24 protein-coding genes, 1 tRNA gene and 1 pseudogene are annotated in these 20,932 nt (G+C 58.5%); 13 read left to right on the forward strand and 13 right to left on the reverse strand.

All coding sequences use genetic code 11. The annotated features are described in order from the left end of the window. The 3 genes and pseudogenes from ACIPZE_RS08855 to ACIPZE_RS08865 form a co-directional block, all read right to left on the reverse strand. Window positions 1-558, reverse strand: a pseudogene (locus ACIPZE_RS08855) (HD domain-containing protein); the annotation flags it as partial. 75 nt (window positions 559-633) lie between these two features. Further along, the gene (locus ACIPZE_RS08860) at window positions 634-1,191 is read right to left on the reverse strand and encodes a DNA-binding transcriptional regulator (protein WP_283436674.1); all 558 of its coding nucleotides are present in this window, start codon (window positions 1,189-1,191) and stop codon (window positions 634-636) included. Between the two features lie 73 nt (window positions 1,192-1,264). Then, window positions 1,265-1,666, reverse strand: coding sequence for a RidA family protein (locus tag ACIPZE_RS08865; RefSeq protein WP_283436673.1), 402 nt, complete (start codon window positions 1,664-1,666; stop codon window positions 1,265-1,267). A 115-nt stretch (window positions 1,667-1,781) separates the two neighbouring features. On the opposite strand from ACIPZE_RS08865, the gene ACIPZE_RS08870 reads away from it, so the two are divergent. Together ACIPZE_RS08870 and ACIPZE_RS08875 are read left to right on the forward strand one after the other, a co-directional pair. After that, window positions 1,782-2,675, forward strand: coding sequence for a LysR family transcriptional regulator (locus ACIPZE_RS08870; RefSeq protein ID WP_283436672.1), 894 nt, complete (start codon window positions 1,782-1,784; stop codon window positions 2,673-2,675). A 19-nt stretch (window positions 2,676-2,694) separates the two neighbouring features. Continuing rightward, window positions 2,695-3,750, forward strand: a complete 1,056-nt coding sequence (locus ACIPZE_RS08875) for a radical SAM protein (RefSeq protein ID WP_400772475.1) — start codon at window positions 2,695-2,697, stop codon at window positions 3,748-3,750. Here ACIPZE_RS08875 and ACIPZE_RS08880 read toward each other — a convergent pair. Further along, complete coding sequence (locus ACIPZE_RS08880) at window positions 3,699-4,607, reverse strand: LysR substrate-binding domain-containing protein (RefSeq protein WP_129393238.1); 909 nt, start codon at window positions 4,605-4,607, stop codon at window positions 3,699-3,701. The genes ACIPZE_RS08875 and ACIPZE_RS08880 overlap by 52 nt on opposite strands. A gap of 111 nt (window positions 4,608-4,718) precedes the next feature. Between ACIPZE_RS08880 and ACIPZE_RS08885 the strand changes: the two genes are divergently transcribed. From ACIPZE_RS08885 to ACIPZE_RS08905, 5 genes are read left to right on the forward strand one after another with little or no spacing between them, the layout of a single operon-like run. Then, window positions 4,719-5,771, forward strand: coding sequence for an agmatine/peptidylarginine deiminase (locus tag ACIPZE_RS08885; RefSeq protein WP_283436670.1), 1,053 nt, complete (start codon window positions 4,719-4,721; stop codon window positions 5,769-5,771). A gap of 4 nt (window positions 5,772-5,775) precedes the next feature. Further along, complete coding sequence (aguB, locus tag ACIPZE_RS08890) at window positions 5,776-6,684, forward strand: N-carbamoylputrescine amidase (RefSeq protein WP_283436669.1); 909 nt, start codon at window positions 5,776-5,778, stop codon at window positions 6,682-6,684. 1 nt (window position 6,685) lies between these two features. Further along, on the forward strand, window positions 6,686-7,789 hold the full coding sequence (locus tag ACIPZE_RS08895) for an extracellular solute-binding protein (protein ID WP_400772476.1): 1,104 nt from the start codon (window positions 6,686-6,688) through the stop codon (window positions 7,787-7,789). 49 nt (window positions 7,790-7,838) lie between these two features. Beyond that, entirely contained in the window at window positions 7,839-8,960 is a 1,122-nt protein-coding gene (locus ACIPZE_RS08900; RefSeq protein WP_400772478.1) for an agmatine/peptidylarginine deiminase, read from the forward strand. A 50-nt stretch (window positions 8,961-9,010) separates the two neighbouring features. Next, the gene (locus ACIPZE_RS08905; RefSeq protein WP_400772480.1) at window positions 9,011-10,036 is read left to right on the forward strand and encodes a GlxA family transcriptional regulator; all 1,026 of its coding nucleotides are present in this window, start codon (window positions 9,011-9,013) and stop codon (window positions 10,034-10,036) included. Window positions 10,037-10,061: 25 nt separating this feature from the next. On the opposite strand, the gene ACIPZE_RS08910 is transcribed toward ACIPZE_RS08905, so the two are convergent. Together ACIPZE_RS08910 and ACIPZE_RS08915 are read right to left on the reverse strand one after the other, a co-directional pair. Further along, a complete protein-coding gene (locus ACIPZE_RS08910) occupies window positions 10,062-11,090 on the reverse strand; it encodes an alpha/beta fold hydrolase (RefSeq protein WP_400772482.1) in 1,029 nt (342 codons plus the stop codon). Between the two features lie 249 nt (window positions 11,091-11,339). Further along, window positions 11,340-11,720 carry a RidA family protein gene (locus ACIPZE_RS08915; protein ID WP_400772483.1) on the reverse strand — a complete coding sequence of 127 codons (381 nt, stop codon included), beginning with the start codon at window positions 11,718-11,720 and terminating at the stop codon, window positions 11,340-11,342. 137 nt (window positions 11,721-11,857) lie between these two features. Between ACIPZE_RS08915 and ACIPZE_RS08920 the strand changes: the two genes are divergently transcribed. Continuing rightward, window positions 11,858-12,556, forward strand: coding sequence for an alpha/beta hydrolase (locus tag ACIPZE_RS08920; RefSeq protein WP_283436664.1), 699 nt, complete (start codon window positions 11,858-11,860; stop codon window positions 12,554-12,556). Here the strand turns inward: ACIPZE_RS08920 and gstA are convergent, their stop codons facing one another. Beyond that, the gene (gene gstA, locus ACIPZE_RS08925) at window positions 12,557-13,171 is read right to left on the reverse strand and encodes a glutathione transferase GstA (protein WP_283436663.1); all 615 of its coding nucleotides are present in this window, start codon (window positions 13,169-13,171) and stop codon (window positions 12,557-12,559) included. Between the two features lie 110 nt (window positions 13,172-13,281). On the opposite strand from gstA, the gene ACIPZE_RS08930 reads away from it, so the two are divergent. Together ACIPZE_RS08930 and ACIPZE_RS08935 are read left to right on the forward strand one after the other, a co-directional pair. Next, window positions 13,282-14,190 carry a transcriptional regulator GcvA gene (locus ACIPZE_RS08930; protein WP_400772485.1) on the forward strand — a complete coding sequence of 303 codons (909 nt, stop codon included), beginning with the start codon at window positions 13,282-13,284 and terminating at the stop codon, window positions 14,188-14,190. 123 nt (window positions 14,191-14,313) lie between these two features. Beyond that, window positions 14,314-14,727 (forward strand): cupin domain-containing protein, encoded by a 414-nt coding sequence (locus tag ACIPZE_RS08935; RefSeq protein ID WP_283436661.1) that lies wholly within the window; start codon window positions 14,314-14,316, stop codon window positions 14,725-14,727. 9 nt (window positions 14,728-14,736) lie between these two features. Here the strand turns inward: ACIPZE_RS08935 and ACIPZE_RS08940 are convergent, their stop codons facing one another. The 3 genes from ACIPZE_RS08940 to ACIPZE_RS08950 form a co-directional block, all read right to left on the reverse strand. After that, window positions 14,737-14,946, reverse strand: a complete 210-nt coding sequence (locus ACIPZE_RS08940; RefSeq protein ID WP_129393268.1) for a hypothetical protein — start codon at window positions 14,944-14,946, stop codon at window positions 14,737-14,739. Window positions 14,947-15,049: 103 nt separating this feature from the next. Next, the gene (locus ACIPZE_RS08945; RefSeq protein WP_283436660.1) at window positions 15,050-16,909 is read right to left on the reverse strand and encodes an ABC transporter ATP-binding protein; all 1,860 of its coding nucleotides are present in this window, start codon (window positions 16,907-16,909) and stop codon (window positions 15,050-15,052) included. A gap of 144 nt (window positions 16,910-17,053) precedes the next feature. Next, complete coding sequence (locus tag ACIPZE_RS08950) at window positions 17,054-17,188, reverse strand: hypothetical protein (RefSeq protein ID WP_400772487.1); 135 nt, start codon at window positions 17,186-17,188, stop codon at window positions 17,054-17,056. Between the two features lie 263 nt (window positions 17,189-17,451). Between ACIPZE_RS08950 and ACIPZE_RS08955 the strand changes: the two genes are divergently transcribed. Beyond that, entirely contained in the window at window positions 17,452-18,015 is a 564-nt protein-coding gene (locus tag ACIPZE_RS08955; RefSeq protein ID WP_400772489.1) for a hypothetical protein, read from the forward strand. Window positions 18,016-18,352: 337 nt separating this feature from the next. On the opposite strand, the gene ACIPZE_RS08960 is transcribed toward ACIPZE_RS08955, so the two are convergent. Then, window positions 18,353-18,484, reverse strand: a complete 132-nt coding sequence (locus tag ACIPZE_RS08960; RefSeq protein ID WP_283436658.1) for a lipoprotein — start codon at window positions 18,482-18,484, stop codon at window positions 18,353-18,355. 194 nt (window positions 18,485-18,678) lie between these two features. After that, window positions 18,679-19,068, reverse strand: a complete 390-nt coding sequence (locus ACIPZE_RS08965; protein ID WP_283436657.1) for a hypothetical protein — start codon at window positions 19,066-19,068, stop codon at window positions 18,679-18,681. A gap of 383 nt (window positions 19,069-19,451) precedes the next feature. Here ACIPZE_RS08965 and ACIPZE_RS08970 point away from each other — a divergent pair, with 383 nt between their 5' ends. Next, the gene (locus ACIPZE_RS08970; RefSeq protein WP_283436656.1) at window positions 19,452-19,658 is read left to right on the forward strand and encodes a YceK/YidQ family lipoprotein; all 207 of its coding nucleotides are present in this window, start codon (window positions 19,452-19,454) and stop codon (window positions 19,656-19,658) included. 314 nt (window positions 19,659-19,972) lie between these two features. Here the strand turns inward: ACIPZE_RS08970 and ACIPZE_RS08975 are convergent. Next, window positions 19,973-20,060 (reverse strand) — tRNA-Ser (locus ACIPZE_RS08975). Between the two features lie 122 nt (window positions 20,061-20,182). On the opposite strand from ACIPZE_RS08975, the gene ACIPZE_RS08980 reads away from it, so the two are divergent. Beyond that, window positions 20,183-20,854, forward strand: coding sequence for a Bax inhibitor-1/YccA family protein (locus ACIPZE_RS08980; RefSeq protein ID WP_129393287.1), 672 nt, complete (start codon window positions 20,183-20,185; stop codon window positions 20,852-20,854). Window positions 20,855-20,932 lie beyond the last annotated feature (78 nt).

Here is a 20,932-nt window from a genome sequence, read left to right on the forward strand (position 1 = left end):
CATCCTTTTTCGGGTGTTCTGGTCGATAAGCGCTCGCAGCGCTGCGAACACCGGTTCGGTACTGGTGTGTTTGATGCCGTAAGTCAGATTGAAGCGGTAGTCGAAATCGGCCGGGTTCTGCCCTTGAGTGTGTTGCAGCAGGGTCTCGAGTTTGTCCAGCGCCTTGACTGCTTTGGCCTCGGCAGACAGGGCATTTTCGTAGTCGTCCCACAACGCGAGGATTTCGTTTCTCACCGTCTCGTCGAGTGAGCGAGTCAGTAGCAGGAGGTCGTTACGCTCCTGCTCGGCCTTGGCGGGGAATGCGGCTTGATCGACCGCCGGGATGTCGCCGTTGATCGCCTCGCCCAAGTCGTGAATGACACACATCTTGAGCACTTTAAGCAGGTCGAGACCGGCCAGTTCATCGGCGAAGACGATCGCCATCAGGCACAGGCGCCAGCTGTGTTCGGCGGTGCTTTCGGTGCGACCGCTGGAAGTGTGTGCGCTTCTGAGGACATCCTTGAGTTTTTCCGCTTCACGCAGGAACTCGAGGCGTCCACTGAGTTTTTCGAGGTTCATGAGCTTGCCCGGTGGTGGAGCCGAGAAGCAAGCCTAGAGCCGATGGTGGTGAGCGTCCACGCATAAAATATGCGTTCAGAGTGTCTCGACCAGCCGCGCCGCCGTACCGTCAGACAGGGGAATGCGTGTCCAGCGGCACAGGCTCTGGCGAATTGGCACGAGGTCGGAGTCGTTGCTGCCGGTGATGAATTGCAGCGCCGGTGGTGCCTGCAGTTCGCGCCAGCCCAGCGCGTCGAGCGCCAGTTCGTTGCTGGCGATTTCTGGCGTGACGAAACGCCACAGCGATTGCCCGAGCAATTCGCTCAGCGGACTGGCGAACTGTGCGGCGCGGGACGCAGAGCAGGCCAGCAAACGGTGGGTCAGGTCGCAGACCAGGTGCACCGGGCGTGCGCTTTCGCAGACCAGCCGGGCGAGGGCCTGGTCGGCAGCCGTGTCGAGACGCGCGGCCAACAGTTGCTCAAGCTGTAAGTGTGCCGCCGGATCCATCGCCAGCACGCCGCTTTCCCAGCGGGAAATAGTCGATTGGGTGACATTGAACATCTGCGCGGCGTGGCTTTGCTTGACGCGATGCAACAAGCGCCAACGACGCATGGCGATGCCGGGGAGGGCAGGTTTGAGCAATGAAACTGACATGAGTGATGGTGGAAAAGTCGAAAGGGTCGACAGTCTGAAGACTGGCGACCCATGCTGCAAATCGATCTGACGATCAGGCTGCTTCGGGCAGCCTGGCAATCACCTTTATCTCGAAATCGAAACCGTACAGCCAGGTCACGCCAACCGCCGTCACGGTCGGATGCGGCGCATCGCCCCAGAACTCTGTCAGCACAACATTCCAGATCGTCTCGAACTTCATCTGCGGATCGACGATGAACACCGTGACGTCGACCACGTCGTCGAAGCTGCAACCGGCCTCGTCGAGAATCGCATTGAGGTTGTGGAACGCCTGGCGCACCTGGTTCTGCAGATCCGCTTCAGGCTTGCCGTCTTCGCCGCTGCCAACTTGCCCCGAGACAAACAGAAAACCGTTCGAGCGAAGCGCCGGGGAGTAGCGGTTGCGCTCGTAAAGCGTGCGGCGTGCCGGCGGAAAAACTACATCGCGCTGCGTCATGGGGTGTCTCCTGCAGTTGAGTGGATGACGCCACTTTAGGTATTTGCAGGGCAGCGATAAACGCGCAAGCTTGGCCTTCACTGTTTGTGAATCCCAAACAATCAAGGGGCGAATCTTGGACCGTTTCGATGCAATGCAGGCTTTCGCGCGGGTGGTCGAGGCGGGGAGTTTCACCAAGGCGGCAGAAACCCTGCACATGAGCAAAACCACGGTGACGCAACTGGTTCAGCAGTTGGAGGCACGCTTGCGAGTCAAACTGCTCAATCGCACCACGCGCAAGGTCAACGTCACCGCTGATGGCGCCGCTTACTACGAGCGCGTGATCAAATTGCTGGCCGACATGGAAGACGCCGAAACCAGCCTGCCCGGGGTTGCCGCAGTGCCCTCGGGCCGATTGCGGGTCGATGTGCCGAGTCCTTTCGCCCGGCACATTCTGATGCCGGCGCTGCCGGACTTTCACCGACGCTACCCCGACATCCAGATCGACATGGGCGTCAGCGATCGCATGGTCGACATCATCGATGAGAACGTCGATTGCGTGGTGCGCGGCGGTGAGCTGCTCGATCAATCGCTGATGGCGCGGCGGATCGCTGATCTGCAATTGGGCGTATTCGCCGCACCCGCGTATCTGGCTCGCGAAGGCACGCCCAGGCACCCAAGGGAACTGGAAGATTCCCGGCATCGGGTGGTCGGTTTTCTCTGGGCGCGCACCGGAAAACCGCTGCCGTATGCCTTGCACAACGCCGATGAACACCTGCAAATCAAGGGGCGGCATGTGTTGGCGGTCGATGACGGTAATGCCTATCTGGCTGCCGGACTCGCCGGAATGGGCGTGCTCTGGTTACCGAAGTATATGTCCGATGCCCACGTTGCCCGAGGTGAACTGGTGCCCTTGTTTGAAGACTGGCAACTCGAGCCCATGCCGCTCTACGTGGCGTACCCGCCAAACCGGCATGTCAGCCTGAAGTTGCGGGTCTTCATCGACTGGGTTGTGGCCTTGATGGCGTAGGCAAATTGGGCAACTCGACATGTTCAAGCAGATCGTCGAGAAAGCCCAAACTGAAGGCGTCAAGGCGATCTATCTGTACAACTGGACCGAGCCTCTGGTTCATCAAAAAATTGGTGAATTCATCGAAGTCATCAATGCCGCCGGTATGGGCAGCGGTATCAGCACCAACCTCAATCTTGCCAAGAACATGGAAAAAGCCTTGTTGGCCGAACCGGGTTACTTCCGTATTTCGCTGTCAGGCTTTTATCAGGAAACCTACAAAAAGGGCCATGTAGGTGGTGATATCGAAGTTGTAAAACAGAACATGATTGCGCTGCACGAGATCAAGCAGCGCTTGGGTTTGAGAACCCGGACCGACGTCTACTATCACCGCTACCTCGATAACATCGAGGAGGAAGCGCTGATGCGTGAATTCAGCGAGCGCCTTGGCTTCAATTTCACTACCGGGTATTCAGTGATGATGCCGCTGGAGAAAACGCTGGCCATTATCGACCGCGATCCTTCAGTCACCGATACCGATTACGAAACCCTGAAAAGACTGGCGCTGCCGCCCTACGACGATATTGTCAATGTAGCCCAGCAGCATCATCAGCAAGACTGCCTGCTCAAGGATGACTGGCTGGTGATCGACTGCAATGGCAATACGATTTTGTGCTGCACGATCTTCAATCAGAACGAATATCAGGTCGGCAAGTACCTCGACATGCCGGTGGCGGAACTGATGCAGCGCAAAAACACGCAAAAAAACTGCGTCGACATGTGCAGCCGCTGCGCGAAAAAGGGCATGCATGTCTACTCGATGTTCCCCAACCAAGGGGTACTGGAGCGACACGCGGTCAGTCGCATCATTGATTTCGAGAATCTCGCCAGCATGGGACTTCCGGTGGACAGCGAGATGCTGGGACGTGCTGGCGAAGTCAGTGCGGAAAATTTCGATGAGGCCCAGTATCTGCAATTGAACGAAGACGTCAGGCGCGCAGTGTCTACCGGTGAATTGAAGAATGGCTATCAGCACTATGTGCTTTATGGCCGCTTGGAAGGAAGACTCGGCGCCGGTGTTTTCTCGGTGATCTGATCAGCGCTGAGATTGGCTGACAACCAGGCGATAAAGCTTTTCGCCAGCGGGTCATGCTCACTGTCGCGATGGGTCAACAAGGCCCAGTTCGGCCCGCGAATGGTGTCTTCGACCAGCGCTTGCAACAAGCCGTCAGCCTGCGCCTGACGGCTGAGCAACTGACTGACCAGAGCGATGCCAAGCCCCGCACAGGCGGCGTCGAGCAGCAATCCCGGATCGGAAAAGTTCAGCCCCTGATCCTGCTGGCCGACGTCGATCCCGGCTTCGACTGCCCAATGACTCCAGTCCATTTCCCGCTCACCATGCAACGTGGTGCGTCCGGCTGCTGGCTGGGTCAACAGGCTCGGATGGCAGGCGGGATAGAGTCGGTCGGCGTGCAGCACCTTGAAACTGCATTCGGCCTGCGAGCTGATGTCGTCGCGCACCGCGATGTCGATGGTTTGCGTGGCCATGTCCGGCACTTCATCGGTGCTGTAGATCCACAGATCGACCTCTGGATGTTGCGCGCGAAAGTCCGCCAGACGCGGCAGCAACCAATGTCGGGCGAACGCCGGCGTGGTGTTGAGCACCAATTGATTGGGTTTCTGATATTGCCCCAGGCGACGAATGCCGACTGACAATTGCTGCAGCATCGCCTGCGTGGTGCTGAGCAAATCATGCCCGGCATCGGTGAGCGCGACGCTGCGCCCGCTGCGGAAAAACAGCGGCTGTTCCAGATACGCCTCAAGGCTGCGGATCTGCTGGCTGATCGCTGATTGAGTGAGGCTCAGCTCTTCAGCCGCCTTGTGAAAACTGCCAAGTCGGGCAGCCGCTTCAAAGCCGCGCAGCGAGCTGAGCGGTGGCCAGTGCTTGAGCATATCGATAAGTTCCTCTAATCAGTTATCCGCAAAATCCATCGTTTGTTTGCCTGTTTGCGCCTACGTAGCATTGGCGTCGTGAACACATTGGCTTAACTAACGAGGCATATCATGCAGCACAACGACAATAAAAACAGCGCCTGGATGATGCCGGCAGAATGGGTCACGCATGCTGCGACGTGGATGGTCTGGCCGCACAACAAGGCTTTGTGGGAGTCAGGTTGGGGCGTGACCCTGGCGCAGGTGCAGGAAGATTTCGCCCGTGTGGCCAACGCCATCGCCCGGTTCGAACCGGTGAAACTGGTGGTCGATCCTTCGGCCATTGCCAGCGCGAAAGCACTGTGCGGCGCCAACGTTGAATTGATTCCATTGACGGTCAACGACAGCTGGTGTCGCGACTCCGGCCCGACGTTTGTCTGCCACCCGCAACAAGGGCTGGCTGGCGTGAGCTGGCGCTTCAATGCGTGGGGTGGCAAGTCGGCCCACGATCTCGACGAAAGCCTGGCGCGCCGTGCGCTCAATCATCTCGGCCTGGAATGTTTCGGCACACCGCTGAGCAACGAGGGCGGGGCGATTCACGTTGACGGCGAAGGCACACTGATCACCACCGAATCGGTGCTGCTCAACCCGAACCGCAACCCGGGCATGAGCAAGGCCGAGATGGAAGAGATCTTCAGCCGTTTGCTCGGCGTGAAGAAGACCATCTGGCTGCCGGGCGATCCGGATTACGTCACCGGCGACATGACTGACGGCCACGTCGATGGCGTCTGCGCATTTGCCCGGCCCGGCGTTTTACTGGTGGATGCGACTCACGAGCAATCGTCGGTGTACGCCGAAGTGGCACGCGAAAACCGTCGAGCGCTGGAACTCGCCACCGATGCACAGGGGCGCAAATTCGAGCTGATCGAACTGTTCGAAGCCAGCGACGCGGTCGATACCGAAGCCGAAGTGTTTTGCGCCTCGTACACCAATTTCTATATTGCCAACGGCGCGATCATCATGCCGGCGTATGGCATCGAGGCCGACGACGTTGCAGCCAAGGTATTGGCGCAAGCCTTCCCCGGACGCGAAGTGGTGCCGGTGCGCATCAATCATCTGGCGCATGGCGGCGGCGGGGTGCACTGCATCACCCAGCAGCAGCCAGCCTGGCCGGTGAAGGGTTGAAATCATGACAACGCTGACCATCGCTACCACCCAGATGCCGTGCACCTGGGATCTGTCGGGCAACCTCGATCGTGCCGAGCAACTCGTCCGCGATGCGGCGCAGCAGGGCGCGCAAGTGATCCTGTTGCAGGAGCTGTTCGCCACGCCATATTTCTGCATCGAACAAAGCCATAAGCACATGGCCCTGGCCGAAGAATATCGCGACAGCCGTGTGCTGGAACGCTTCGCCGCATTGGCCCGCGAGTTGGGCGTGGTGTTGCCGTTGAGCTGGTTCGAGAAGGCCGGCAACGCCTACTTCAATTCGTTGGCCGTGGCCGATGCCGACGGGCGCCTGCTGGGGGTGTATCGCAAGACTCACATCCCCAATGCCATCGGCTATCAGGAAAAGGAATATTTCAGCCCCGGCGACACCGGTTTCAAAGTCTGGGACACCGCGTTCGGCCGTCTCGGCGTGGGTATCTGCTGGGATCAGTGGTTCCCGGAAACCGCGCGCTGCCTGGCCTTGATGGGCGCCGAAGTGCTGCTGTACCCGACCGCCATCGGTTCGGAGCCGGGCTGCGCGGCGCTGGATTCTCGCGATCACTGGCAGATGACCATGCGCGGTCACGCCGCGGCCAATCTGCTGCCGGTGGTGGCCTCGAACCGTGTCGGGCGCGAAGTGGCGACCACCGATCCAGCGCTGCAAATGAGCTTCTACGGTTCATCGTTCATCAGCGATCACAAGGGCCAGTTGCTCGCCACAGCCGACCGCGACAGCACTGGCGTGCTCCTGCAAAGCCTCGATCTGGCGGCGATGCGCGAAGAACGTTTGATCTGGGGCATCTACCGCGATCGCCGTCCGGAGATGTACGGCGCACTGCTCAGCCAGGATGGCCGCCACCTTCATGCACGCTGGAACACTCAAGGGGTCTGACATGGCTATGAACCACAAGCGGTTGCTCGGCGCGATGGGCCTGGCGCTGACCTGCGTTATCCCGTCATTGCATGCCGAGGACAAAACCCTGCGCCTGTACAACTGGGCCGATTATTTTGCCGAAGACACCCTGAGCCGCTTCACTGCCGAAACCGGGATCAAGGTGATCTACGACGTCATGGATGGCAGCGAAACCCTTGAAGCGAAGATGCTCTCCGGCGGCAGCGGCTATGACTTGATCTTCCCCGGCGACACCGTGGCCGAACGGCTGATGCGCGCCGGCAGCCTGATGCCACTGGACCAGGCGAAGCTGACTGAAACAGCGGACATCGAACCCGGGTTACAGAAACTGCGCAGCCATTACGAGCACTCCAACAAAGCCACGGTGCCCTACACCTGGGGCACCATCGGCCTGACTTACAACGAAGAACAGATCAAAAAGCGCATGGCCGACGCACCGGTCAACAGCCTGGACATGCTGTTCAAGCCGGAACTGGCGGCGAAATTCGCCGACTGCGGGATCTCGATGATCGACTCACCGGACGAAGTGCTGGCGGTGGTGCTCAATTATCTCGGTCGCGATCCGCGCAGCGCCAAGCCTGCGGATCTGGCGGCGGCGAGTGATTTGCTGATGAAGCTGCGGCCGTACATCCGCAAGTTCCAGTCGCAACCGGTGACCGATCTGGTCAACGGCAACCTGTGCCTTTCGCTCGGTTACAGCGGCGACATGACCCAGGCGCAACGCACCTCCGACAGCGCCGGCAAACACACACGCTTCGAATATCGCGTGCCGCGTGAAGGCACCACGGTATGGATGGACACCATGGCCATTGCGGTCGACGCCAAACACCCGGACTACGCCTATGCGTTCATCAACTTCGTCATGCGCCCGCAGAACATGGCGGCGATCAGCAATTTCACCGGTTACCCGACCTCCAACGCCAAGGCGCGGGCGAGTGTCGATGCGAGCATGCGTGACAACCCGGACATCTACCTCGACGAGGCGACCTACGCTCGTTTGATCCCGGGCAAGGATATTCCCCAGGCAGACATGCGCGCACGCATGCGCACTTGGACCAAGTTCAAGACTGCCACTGGCAAATGATCCACGGCCGGCGTATTGCGCCGGCCCTCTTTTCTACAGGAAAAGCAACATGACGACTCGTCGCGATTTCATCAAACAAGCCTCGGTGGTCGCCGCTGTCAGCGCTGCGGTGACAGGCCTGGGCCTTTCGCCGGGCAAAGTCCTGGCTGCTGCGCAAGGCCGCTGGTTCATGCCCGACGAGGGCGATAAACATGAGCGCGCCTACATCGCTTTCGGCGCGCAGGATGCGATCTGGGAAGACTTCACCGAAGACGTCCAGGAAGCTCTAGGCCGCATTGCCCGCGCCATCGCCCGGTTTGAACCCGTCACCGTGTTCTGCCGCAAGAACGAGCGCAGCATCGCCGAAGAATTCTGCGGCACGCGCAATATCACTTACGTCACTGCCGGGCTGGATGACATCTGGATGCGCGACATCGGCGCCAATTTCGTCATCGACGACAAGGGTGGTCTCGGCGCGGTGGACTTCAACTTCAACGGTTGGGGTGGCAAACAGCAGCACAGTAAAGACTCGAAGATCGCTGAACTGGTCGCCGACGACGCACAAGCCACATACATCCGCACCGATCTGGTGGGCGAGGGCGGGGGCATCGAGGTCGACGGCCACGGCACCGGGATCATGACCGAGAGCAGCTGGATCAACAGCAATCGCAATCCGGACTGGAGCAAAGCTGACGTCGAAGCCGAACTGAAAGAGCGCCTCGGCCTGCGCAAAATCATCTGGCTGCCGGGCATCAAGAACAAGGACATCACCGACGCCCATGTCGATTTCTACGCACGCTTTATCAAACCCGGTGTGGTGATTGCCAACCTCGACACCGACCCTGAATCCTACGATCACAAGGTCACTTTGGCACACCTGGAAATCCTCAAGAACGCCACCGATGCTGACGGTCGCAAATTACAGATCCACACGATTTCGCCGCCGCTGAATCCACGCAAGAGCAAGTTCAACAAGAACAACCCGGACTTCGCCGCCGGCTACATCAACTACTTCGTGATCAACGGCGCGATCATCGCTCCGCAGTTCGGCGATAAAGCCGCCGACAAGAAGGCTTTCGATCTGTTGTCGCAACTGTATCCGCAGCGCGAAATCGTCCAGCTCAACATCGATGCAATCGCCGCCGGTGGTGGCGGAATTCACTGTGTGACGAGCCATCAACCACAGGCGTGATTGACTCTGACGCGGATCAAGCCAACTATCGGCGCATAACAACATGACCGATGGACCACAACTTGATCGAACGACGCCAATTCAGCGGAGGCATGAAAGGCAAAAACCTCCGCTATCTGAATGAGCAATCTGCTGACAGCACGCGCGTGACTCGCACCGGTTTCTTGCTGCTCGAGCACTTTTCACTGCCGGCCTTCACCCAGGCACTGGATACGGTGGTCACCACCAACCTGTTGCGGCCGGGGCTGTTTTCTTCACGCACGTTCGGTTTGGGAGATGGCGAGGTGATCAGTGATCTGGGCCTGGTGATCCGGCCTGATGCGCGTATTGATTCAGCCGCGTTGCAGGAACTGGATCTGCTGGTGGTGTGCGGCGGTTACCGCACCGAGTTGCGCGCCAATGACGAGTTCATTCATTTGCTCAAGGCTGCCGCAGAGCGCGGTATCAGCCTCGCCGGATTGTGGAACGGCTCGTGGTTTCTCGGCCGCGCCGGATTGCTCGATGGCTACCGCTGCGCGATCCACCCGGAACATCGTCCGGCGCTGACCGAAATCGCCAAAAGCACCCACGTCAGCAGCGAACCCTACGTGATTGATCGCGACCGGCTCACGGCCTCAAGTCCGTCCGGGGCTTTCCACATGGCGCTGGACTGGATCAAAAGCCTGCACGGCAAAGCGCTGGTCGAGGGCATCGAAGATATTCTGGCTTTCGAAGAGTCGCGCTACCGGCGCATCAAACCGGACGAGAACATCTGCGTCAGTGCGCCGCTGCGGGAAGTGGTGAAACTGATGGACGCCAACCTGGAAGAGCCGCTGGAGCTGGAACAACTGGCGGTGTACGCCGGGCGCTCGCGTCGACAGTTGGAACGTCTTTTCAAGGAACAACTGGGCACCACGCCGCAGCGCTATTACCTGGAGCTGCGCATCACCGAAGCGCGACGGTTGTTGCAGCACACCGAGCTGTCGCAAGTGGAAGTGCTGGTGGCGTGCGGTTTCGTTTCGCCGAGCCACTTCAGCAAATGCTACAGCGCGTATTTCGGCTATCGGCCGTCGAAAGAAAAACGGCTGGTCAAATAGCACCAGCCGTTTTTTTCAGGTTTGCTCAGAGGTGATCAGCATCGATCAGCGCTTTGGCAAACGCCTGCGGGTCTTCCTGCGGCAGGTTGTGGCCGATGCCACCGTTGATCAAACGGAACTGATACTTGCCGCTGAAGCGCTTGGCGTAATCCTCCGGCACTGGGTGCGGGGCACCGTTGGCGTCGCCTTCAAGGGTGATGGTCGGCACGCTGATCGACGGCGCGGTGGCGAGTTTCTGTTCCAGCGCAGCGTAGCGCGCTTCGCCCTGCACCAGACCCAGACGCCAGCGGTAGTTGAACACGGTGATGGCGACGTGATCGGGGTTCTCCAGCGCTTTGGCACTGCGCTCGAAGGTGGCGTCGTCAAACTTCCACTGCGGCGAGGCGGTCTGCCAGATCAGCTTGGCGAAATCGTGAGTATTCTTCTCGTAACCGGCGCGCCCACGCTCGGTGGCAAAGTAGAACTGATACCACCACTGTAATTCCGCCTTGGGTGGCAGCGGGTTTTGCCCGGCCGCCTGATTGCCGATCAGGTAGCCGCTGACCGAGACCAGCGCCTTCACGCGTTCCGGCCACAGCGCCGAGACGATGTCCGCCGAACGCGCGCCCCAGTCATAGCCGCCGAGCACTGCTTGCTTGATCTTCAGCGCATCCATGAAATCTATGACGTCGCTGGCCAGTGCCGCTGGCTGGCCGTTACGCAATGTGTCTTTGGCGAGGAATTGCGTATCGCCATAACCGCGCGCATACGGCATCAACACCCGATAGCCCTTGGCCGCGAGCAATGGTGCGACTTCGTCATAGCTGTGAATATCGTAGGGCCAGCCGTGCAGCAGGATCACCACCGGGCCATCGGCCGGACCGGTTTCGGCGTAGGCCACGTCGAGTACACCGGCCTTTACATGCTTGAGTGGGCCAAAAGGCGAGGGCGCGGAGTAACTGACAGCGGCAGGTTCAGCCGTTTGCGCTTGAGCAGTGGCAAGCGTGCCGGACAACGCCAACGCCAGAATCGACAAACCAAATGCGCTTGTGCGGGTGAGCAGGGCCTTCTTCATGCTGACGTCTCCTGTGCGAGCCTGTTGGCCAAGGGTGCTGAATGAACCCCTGAAACCTTGAGTGCATTGGAGCGTGCAGACGTATCCGGTCTGTGTCGAAGAAGGCTGCAGTTGCAAGTCGCTGTATCGCCAGCAGCTTCGTACACACTGCGATACACAACACTGAGTGGGAGCGAGCCTGCTCGCGAAAGCGTCGGCACATTCAATTTCAATATGCGCAGATCAAACGCCATCGCGAGCAATCTTGAATCAGGCTTTTGCCGCCATCGCCGTAACTTCCACGCGCATCCCTGCAACCGCCAGCGACGCCACGCCCACCGCCGCACGCACCGGCCACGGTTTGGCGAAGAAGCGTTGGTAGACTTCGTTGAACGCGGCGCGGTCAGCCATGTCGGTGAGGTAGATGGTCAGGTGCATGACGCGATCCATCGAACTGCCGGCGCGTTCCAGTGCGACTTTCAGCGCTTGCAGCGTGCATTCGCTCTGCTCGGTGACGCCACCCAGTTCCAGGCTGCCATCGGCCCGGGTCGGGATCTGCGTGGAGACCATGATGCCGTTGAACGTGGTGACGTCAGAGGAAATCGAATCGGCGTCCGGATCGGGGGTGAAGATGATGTCTTGATTGGCCATGGGGTTCTCTTGTTTGAGCGAGTGAAGATCGCGCCAGTTTACATATTCGTTGTCGACATGGCCCGTTCGGGCGATCGGCACCATACTTCTGCGCGTAATTGGCAAACCATCTTCTCTTCACACACGGGAGCAGGGCCATGAGCAACAAACCAACGATTGTGCTGGTACACGGGTTCTGGGGCGGCGCCGCGCATTGGGGCAAAGTCATTGTCGAACTGACGCGCAAGGGCTACACGAATATTCACGCCGTGGAGATGCCGCTGACGTCGCTGGCCGACGACGCCGAGCGCACGCGCAAAATGATCGCGCAACAGAGCGGCCCGGTGTTGTTGGTCGGGCACTCCTACGGCGGCGCGGTGATTACCGAGGCGGGCAACCAACCGAATGTCGTCGGGCTGGTGTATATCGCTGCGTTTGCGCCGGACGCCGGGGAAAGTCCCGGCGGTCTGACGCAACAACATCTGCCGGCCGCAGCGCCGAACCTTGCGCCAGACAGCGATGGTTTTCTGTGGCTCAAGGCAGACAAATTCCACCAAAGCTTTTGTCAGGACCTGACGGCGGATGAGGCTCTGGTCATGGCCGTCACTCAAAAGGCGCCGGTGGCCAGCACGTTCGGCGACACGATCAGCAATCCGGCCTGGAAGAACAAACCGTCCTGGTATCAGATCTCCACTGAAGATCACATGATTCACCCGGATAACCAGCGGCAGATGTCGGCAAGGCTGGGCGCGAAAAAGATCATCACGCTGGACGCCAGCCATGCCTCGCTGGCCTCCCGGGCTAACGAGGTGGCGGCGTTCATCGATGAGGCCGCGACGGCTGCCGTCACGCCCTGATCAGACTGGTTGCGTCGCCGCTTCTGCGGCGATAGCCGCCAGCACGCAGGGACGCGCGCCGATGCGGCGCATGTAAGCACCGAGGGCTGGCCAGTCGGCGATGTCGATGTTGAAGGTCGGCAGCCATCTGAGCACGGTAAACAGATAGGCATCGGCGACACTGAAGTTGTCGCCGATCAGCCAGTCCTGATTGGCGATTGTTTGGTTCAGATAGTCCAGGCGCTTGCACAGCTTCTTCTTGAAGATATTTTTGACCGATTCGGGAATGTCCGCGCTGAACAGCGGCGCGCTGCCGCCATGGATTTCCGTGCTGATGAAATTCAGCTGTTCCTGCAAGCGCGTGCGCGCCCAGGTTGCAGGTGCGGGCGCCAGTCGATGGCCCGGTACGAGGTCGACAAGGTATTGCAGGATCGCCGGGCCTTCCGTCAGCACTTCAGCGTTATCCAGCACCAGCGCGGCGACATAACCCTTGGGATTTATCTCGAGAAAATCACGGCCGTCGGCAGTGCGCTTGGTCTGGTTATTGACGCGAATCAGTTCGAAAGGCAGACCCAATTCTCGCAGTACGATGTGCGGGGAGAGCGAACAGGTCATCGGGGCGAAGTACAGTTTCATGGCATTTTCCTGACGGTGAAAGGGCGTCAGAATCGACTTTCAACAAGGCTTTCGCAAAGGGCATTTTGGGTGATAGCGTATGACAAAATCTCATGAGTATGAATTGTCATATGGTCGCCAGACTTCCTTCGCTAAACGGCTTGCGCGCTTTCGAATGCGCTGCGCGCCACATGAGTTTTACCCAGGCGGGCGCTGAGTTGAATGTCACGCAAACCGCTATCAGTCATCAAATTCGCAGGCTTGAAGAAGAACTTGGCGTTGTCCTGTTTCTGCGGCGCAAGGACGGCCTGACGCTGAGCGAAGCAGGGCAAGAGTATCTGCCCGGTGTGCGCGCGGCGTTTCATGAACTGCGCTACTCGACGCAAAGACTGCTCGAATCAGGCAGCCACAGCGTGTTGACCATCAGCACCTTGGTCTCGCTGGCGTCGAAGTGGTTGCTTCCGCGTTTGCCGGCCTTCCAGCAGGCATTTGCCGATATCGATGTGCGGGTCAGTGCTTCGACCGAACTGGTGGATTTTCGCCACGGTGGTATCGATGCGGCGATCCGTTATGGACGCGGCGACTGGAAGGGTTTGCGCGCGGACTGGCTGATGTCCGACGAAATTTTTCCGGTGTGCAGCCCGGCGTTGCTTGCCGGAACGCAGGCCTTGCGGACGCCGGCCGATCTGGCCGGACAGACGATGCTGCAGGTCAGCGGCATGACCGCCAACGACTGGAACACCTGGCTCGATGCTGCCGGTCAGCCGCAAGCATTGGCCAAAGGTTCACGGTTGACCTTTGACCTGGCGATGATGGCGGTGCAGGCGGCGATTGACGGGCAGGGCGTGTGCATCGGGCGCTCAAGTTATGTCGACGATGATTTGCGCGCGGGGCGGCTGGTGGCGCCCTTTGATCTGCGCCTGAAAGATGATCTGGGCTTCTATCTGGTCACGCCGCACGAAACGGCTGACTCGAAAAAGATCGTCGCTTTCCGAACCTGGCTGTTGGCGCTGCTGCAAAAAGAAGCCTCCTTTGTATAAGCGTGTATCCATCCCGTGCGCGTACACACGCGCATAACAAACCCCAGGCTCGCGACACATTCCGCCGACATGCCGCATTCAGAGTAAAGCCCTCCACACCACTACGTTTGAGAGGGCAACACCATGCGCCGTCCCCTGTTTCTGACCACCGCTGCAGTACTCGTCTCAATGATCGGTATCGCCCACGCGGCAGACGCTCAACCGAAGAGTTGGCAACAAGGCTTGAGCCGTACCGATCTGGTCCGCGAGGATCTCGGAGCGGCGGATCGCGAAGTGATTCAGGCACGGGTCGATTTCGCCCCCGGCGTGACGTCACCGAAACATGCGCACCCCGGTGTCGAGGTGGCATACGTGATCAGCGGCACTTTTGAATATCAACTGGAGGGCAGGGCGCCAGTGACGTTGCAGGCGGGGGATTCGCTGTTCATTCCTGAGGGCGTGGCGCATATCGCCAGGAATGTCGGCGCGGACAAGGGTTCGGAGCTGGCAACCTACATCGTCAGGAAAGCTGAGCCCTTGCTGATTCTCAAGCCGTAAGCGCAAGGCTCAATGCAGGGTCGCGGCCCTGCGGCTCTCGCCAATGCGGATTCGATCGAGCGCCCGGTTCAACGCGTCGAGGGCATCGAGCAGGGCTTTGGCTTCCGCTTCGCGACCCTCGCCCCAAAGGCGCTCGGCCATTTTATTCAGGGCCTGGATCGAGCGCTCGATGTCGGCGGCGCTGGCGGCTGGTTGGCTAACGGGCGGTTTTTTCGGCATACGAAGATCATTCCTGCATTGATCGGTTTGGCCCGTTTGGCGGGCCGCTGGCGCTGTGGGACAAGGACCGCACGACGGCGAGCGACGGTCCTTGGGCACGCGTTTACGCCTGATCCAGCGCCGCACTCACGCCCTGATCCTCACCCAGAAATCCACCACTCTGATGCTGCCAGAGTCGCGCGTAGATGCCGTTTTTCTCCAGCAGTTCGGCGTGAGTGCCTTGTTCGACGATGCGCCCCTCATCCATGACGATAAGCCGATCCATCGCGGCAATCGTCGACAGCCGATGAGCGATGGCGATGACGGTCTTGCCCTTCATCATTTCATCGAGGCTTTCCTGGATCGCCACTTCGACTTCCGAATCCAGAGCGCTTGTCGCTTCGTCAAGCAACAGGATCGGCGCGTTCTTGAGCATCACCCGAGCGATGGCGATGCGTTGGCGCTGGCCGCCCGACAGCTTGATGCCGCGCTCGCCGACCAGCGTGTCGTAGCCGTTGTGACCTTGTTTGTCGCTCAGTTGGCTGATGAAACCGTCGGCCTGAGCATTGGCTGCGGCGCGATGGATTTGCGCGTCGGTTGCGTCCGGCCGGCCATAGGCGATGTTGTCGCGAATCGAGCGGTGCAGCAGGGACGTATCCTGAGTGACCATGCCAATCGTGCTGCGCAGGCTGTCTTGTGTCACCTTCGCGATGTTTTGCCCGTCGATGCGAATCTCGCCGCTTTCTACGTCATAGAAGCGCAGCAGCAGGTTGATCAGCGTCGATTTGCCCGCGCCGGAGCGGCCCACCAGACCGATTTTCTCACCCGGACGAATGTTCAGGCTCAAGCTGTCGAGCACCTGGCGTTCACCGTTGTAGTTGAAACTGACGTTGTCGAAACTCACCGCGCCGCCCGATGGCACCAGCGCGGTGGCGTTCGGCGCGTCCTGCACCTTGGGGCCACGGGTGAGGGTGGCCATGCCGTCCTGAACGGTGCCGATGTTTTCGAACAGCGAGGTCATTTGCCACATGATCCAGTGCGACATGCCGTTGATGCGCAACGCCATGGCGGTAATCGCCGCGACGGCGCCCGTGCCGACTTCGCCCTGGTGCCATAGCCACAACGCATAGCCGCCGGCGCCCATGATCAACGCGACCACCAGCGCCTGATTGACGATCTCGAACTGGCTGACCAGACGCATCTGGCGAAAACCGGTCTGCTTGAAGTCCTCCATCGCCGCACGGGCGAAATGCGCTTCACGTTTGGAGTGGGAGAACAGTTTCACCGTGGTGATGTTGGTATAGGCGTCGGAAATCCGCCCGGTCATCGACGAGCGCGCATGCGCCTGCTCCTGCCCGACCTCACCCAGGCGCGGGACAAAGTACAGCATCGCTACTGCGAACAATGCGACCCAGATAATGAAAGGCAGCATCAGTTTCAGCGCGAAACCGCCGGCCAAGGCAATGATGGCGATGAAATAAACGCCGATGCCGGGGAGGATCTCGATCAGGGTAAACAGCACTTCGCGCACCGCCAATGCGGTCTGCATGACCTTGGTCGTGACCCGCCCGGAAAACTCGTCGGAGAAGAATGAAAGGCTTTGGCGCAACATCAGTCGGTGGAAATCCCAGCGCAGGCGCAGCGGCAAATTGATCGCCAATATCTGGTGCTGGACCATGGTTCGCAGCGCCACCAGGCCAATGCTGGTGAGCAACACGATGCCGATCCCCCAAAGCACTCGGGTTTCCTGGCCATTCGCCTCGCCGCCGGCCTGCCATGTCGACAGCAGATCGACGACCTGGCCGAGAAACGAAAACAGCCACGCTTCATAGATCGACACGCTGGCGCTGAGCAGCGCCAGCACCAGCACATAACCGCGCGCACCGCGCATGCAGGCCCACAGAAACCGCATCAGACCGACTGGCGGAGGCGGCGCCTCGTCGGGCGGGAATGGGTCGAGCCGTTGTTCAAACACGCGAAGCATTGTGGTCTCCGAAATGATCAGGATGAGGGGATTCTGCCATTTATCGGCGGCTTTGGCTGGTTGCTGTCGAGCGCGAACACGCGTGGCGCGGCAGGATGGAGCCGGCGGCGGGCGTTAACGTCGCGCCGTCGGCATAGCGCAGGGTTATTCCAATGTACAGATCCAGCGGTGGTTGTGCCGGTACGGCGCCCGTGTGAAAGCTACATCGGCACCCAAGGTCATGCCGCGCTCTTGCAGCGCTTCGGTCAATTCTACGAGTGTCTCTGCTTCGATAGTCATCGCTGTTACCTCGTCAGATTTACTGCGTTCATGATTCTTGACCGGGTGGATGACTGGCTAATTCAATTTTTCTGGGAAAAGACACAACTGTTCCTGAGCGTGTTGCAACCTGCCGAAGCCAGTCGTGCAGTCCTTGAAAGAACACGAGAATGGCGGCGGAGGGACCCACTGAGTTGTCGGGGCGAATTGCTGGGTGGTTGAAAAAGTGGCCAAGTGCTAGCATTTGCAATCTCGTTGGAATTTACACTCTCAAGGATTTTCAAATGATCTATCTGCGCCTGCTTTTAGCTTCTGCCTTCATCGCTCTCTGCACTGGCTGTGCCTCCTCCGCACAGGTTTCCGGTATGACCGTCGCGGCCGATCAAGACAAGGCAAGCTCTTACGACGCACAGCTGAAGAAAAATGTGCGGGTTTGCGAAGTGAATGGCGGGGATACAACCAACCCTCTGTGGACTTCGGAAATCGACAGCCCTGACTTCGGCGCAGCACTCAAGCAATCGCTCGCTAACGCTGATTTGCTTGGCGACGAAAAATCAGCCACTTATGCTCTGCGGGCGAATTTGCTGCGCGTTGACCAGCCTCTGTTCGGACTGAATTTCGAGGTCACCAGCGAAGTGGAATACACGCTGGTGGAAGCCAAGACCAACAAGGTCGTTCTGCGTGAAGTCATCCGTACGCCTTTTACCGCGGGTTTCGGTGACTCCGTGATTGGCGTCAAGCGCCTGCGCCTGGCTAATGAAGGCTCTGCTCGCGTCAACATCATCGCGATGCTCAAGCGCCTCAGTGAACTGAAAATCGAGGCCAAACAGGTTGCGTTGCAGAACTAGGCATCTTCCGATGTTGAGTCAGGCGAAAGAATTTTTGCGCCTCGCATGTACGCCGGGCGGATACTGCGGCGGCTAGCAAACTGTTCACTGGGATCAGCGGCGATCGTGGGCCAATAGAAGAAAAGCCGCGTTCGCTGCCGTTGTTAGTCGAGGCTTCACCGGGGTGGGTAATAAATCATGGTCAGGATCAACAGCTCAGTCACGGCGACTACCATGCAGAAACAGACGAAACCCGTAGTGAAGACCCTCCGAGGCTTTCGGTAGCTAAAGTCGGCATTGCAAAACAGCAACAGAATGCCCAGGCAAAATTTTATCGCGCCCATCGACGAACGCTGACTCAAAGGCATCCCGCCTGCTTCTGAGCGGTTTTGCAGCCGGGGTCTTCGGAGCTACGCGGGTGTCCGTCAGAGTAGGTGTTGCAGCCGGCCAGCACGCTGATGAGCGTGAACAGCAGGAAAATCTTCTTCATGAACCTGTCCTTGTTCAGAGGGTTGAGGTTGTTGAGTGTATTTGCAAATCCTGGATAGAACAAAGCCCCGAGTGATCGGGGCTTTTTTGTAGGTGAAGTGATGGCGGCGAGGTGCGCGCAGATTTGGTATCAGGTTTCGCATCGCCCATCCGCAGCAACCTTGGACCGTCTGTCAGGTCCCATTGCAACCACGCTTAGTTGCTGCTGGTTTTTTTTGCAATGATGGTTGTGCCTTCCGTATAGCTGTAGCCATATCCATAGCTGTAGCAGGTAGAGGCTCCGGTGTCAGCCGAGCTGTATTTATCCCATTTGTAATCATATGCCCCGGAAGTGATGGGTTGGATGGCAACGACTTCGTAACCTTCAGCATTAAGCTCCGCAACGGCTGACGCTATATCCTGAGAAAGAACTTCCCCATCAATTTCACAGTCAGACCAACCGGTTTGTTGCCATTCCTTTTCTTTGACGGTCACGTCCTTCAAGCCACCAAAAAAACCCTTTTTGGTTTCTCCTGTTGGGACTTTCACAGTGACTTCTTTTCCGACTGGTTTGAATTTTGCTGGTACGTAAACAACCTTGTTCAAGGAGATCTCCTGAGTTCTAACTGATATTGGATGTTATGTGATGTTGTGTCGTGCAACGTTATCTGTTGTCCTGGCTCGCCGTTGGCTCAAAGGTGATTGCGACGAACGCGGTGTTGTTTTGGGAAAATCGCTGCACGGACGAAGGCGGAATCTGCTGTTCGCTGATGTCGCAGGCAGAACGCCGGACACTATCCAATTGCCATCATCGTGTCCACCTTAGGGGGTGGATTCAACCCTGGCAGTTCCACCACAGATCTTCACCCATCCGCGCCGCTGGTTGCCCTTGGGCGCGGAGGGGAGTGCATTCGGGTTGTGTCGGAAAAGTAACTAACTCTTCGCGACAGCGTCTACAGATCGCACAATGGAAAAAATAAGGAAGTTACGTGCTACGGAAGCTCATCTTGATTTTGGCCATAGCTCAACTCGGTGGTTGTGCTTGGCTTGGGGCCGTAACGAACCCTCCCTATGATTGCTATGACGGCGTCAAGGGTGAATATGTACTCGCGCAATTTCTCGGTCCGCTTGTGATCATCGACTTACCATTCACTTTCGTGGCTGATACGGCGTCACTGCCTTTTTGCTGGTACTGATCTGCGCCAAACGCTGGCATGAATGCGACCATTCAATAGGATGTTACGTGGTTCGAAAAACGATTCTGCTGGCCCTGAGGGACGGGAGCAGATCTGAGTTCTGCATCGGGTTTTCTGCGTGGAAGAACCCGGCGTGGCACCGTGTTACATGAAGAGTGTTTCAGGTTCGGCAGGACGCCGGGGAAGGGTGCAAACAGGTCGAGTCATGGAACGCGTCCATAAAAGTCATGGAACACATTCGTGAGGGCTGGTATTTCCGCGAACCCCAGAAACGACAAAGCCCTGAATAATCAGGGCTTTGTCGGTACCAAATATGGCGGAGGCGATGGGATTCGAACTCATGGACCTGTTACAGTCGACGGTTTTCAAGACCGTTGCCTTAAACCACTCGGCCACACCTCCGTTGCGTTGCGGGCGCCATAATACCTGAATGAAACACACTGTCAAACTCTCTGCATGGCTTGTTACAGAGCGTCTGTTATGATCTTTGCGACTGAACGTTTCAAACCAACAGGAGTGTCGCCATGCGCGAACAGGATTACGCAGTTAATAACGGCGTGCAGGCTGAGCAGCTAGAGGTTAGCCGCGTCCTGCGCAACACTTACGGCCTACTGGCTCTCACCCTTGCATTCAGCGGCGTGATGGCTTTCGTTGCCCAGCAGATGCGCGTTGGCTACCCGAATATTTTCGTGGTGCTGATCGGCTTCTACGGGTTGTTCTTCCTTACCAACAAGCTGCGTGATTCCGCGTGGGGCCTGGTGTCCGCTTTCGCGCTGACCGGTTTCATGGGGTTCCTGCTTGGCCCGATCCTCAACCGTTACCTGGGCATGCAGGGCGGCGCTGAAGTGGTCAGCTCGGCTTTCGCCATGACCGCACTGGTGTTTGGTGGTCTGTCGGCTTACGTGCTGATTACCCGCAAGGACATGAGCTTCCTCGGTGGTTTCATCACCGCCGGTTTCTTCGTCCTGCTGGGTGCAACGCTGGCGAGCTTCTTCTTCCAGATCAGCGGCCTGCAATTGGCGATCAGCGCAGGTTTCGTGCTGTTCTCGTCGGTGTGCATCCTGTTCCAGACCAGCGCCATCATCCAGGGCGGCGAGCGTAACTACATCATGGCGACCATCAGCCTGTATGTATCGATCTACAACCTGTTCATCAGCTTGTTGCAGATCTTCGGCATCATGAGCCGCGACGACTGATCGCAGTCTGTGAAATAACGAAAAACCCGCCTAGGCGGGTTTTTTGTTGTCTGTGTGAAAGTGTTGAAGCCATGCTCG

Origin of the sequence: Pseudomonas sp. NPDC089741 (genome assembly GCF_044748825.1) — a bacterium.
GTDB classification, from domain to species: Bacteria; Pseudomonadota; Gammaproteobacteria; order Pseudomonadales; family Pseudomonadaceae; genus Aquipseudomonas; species Aquipseudomonas helmanticensis.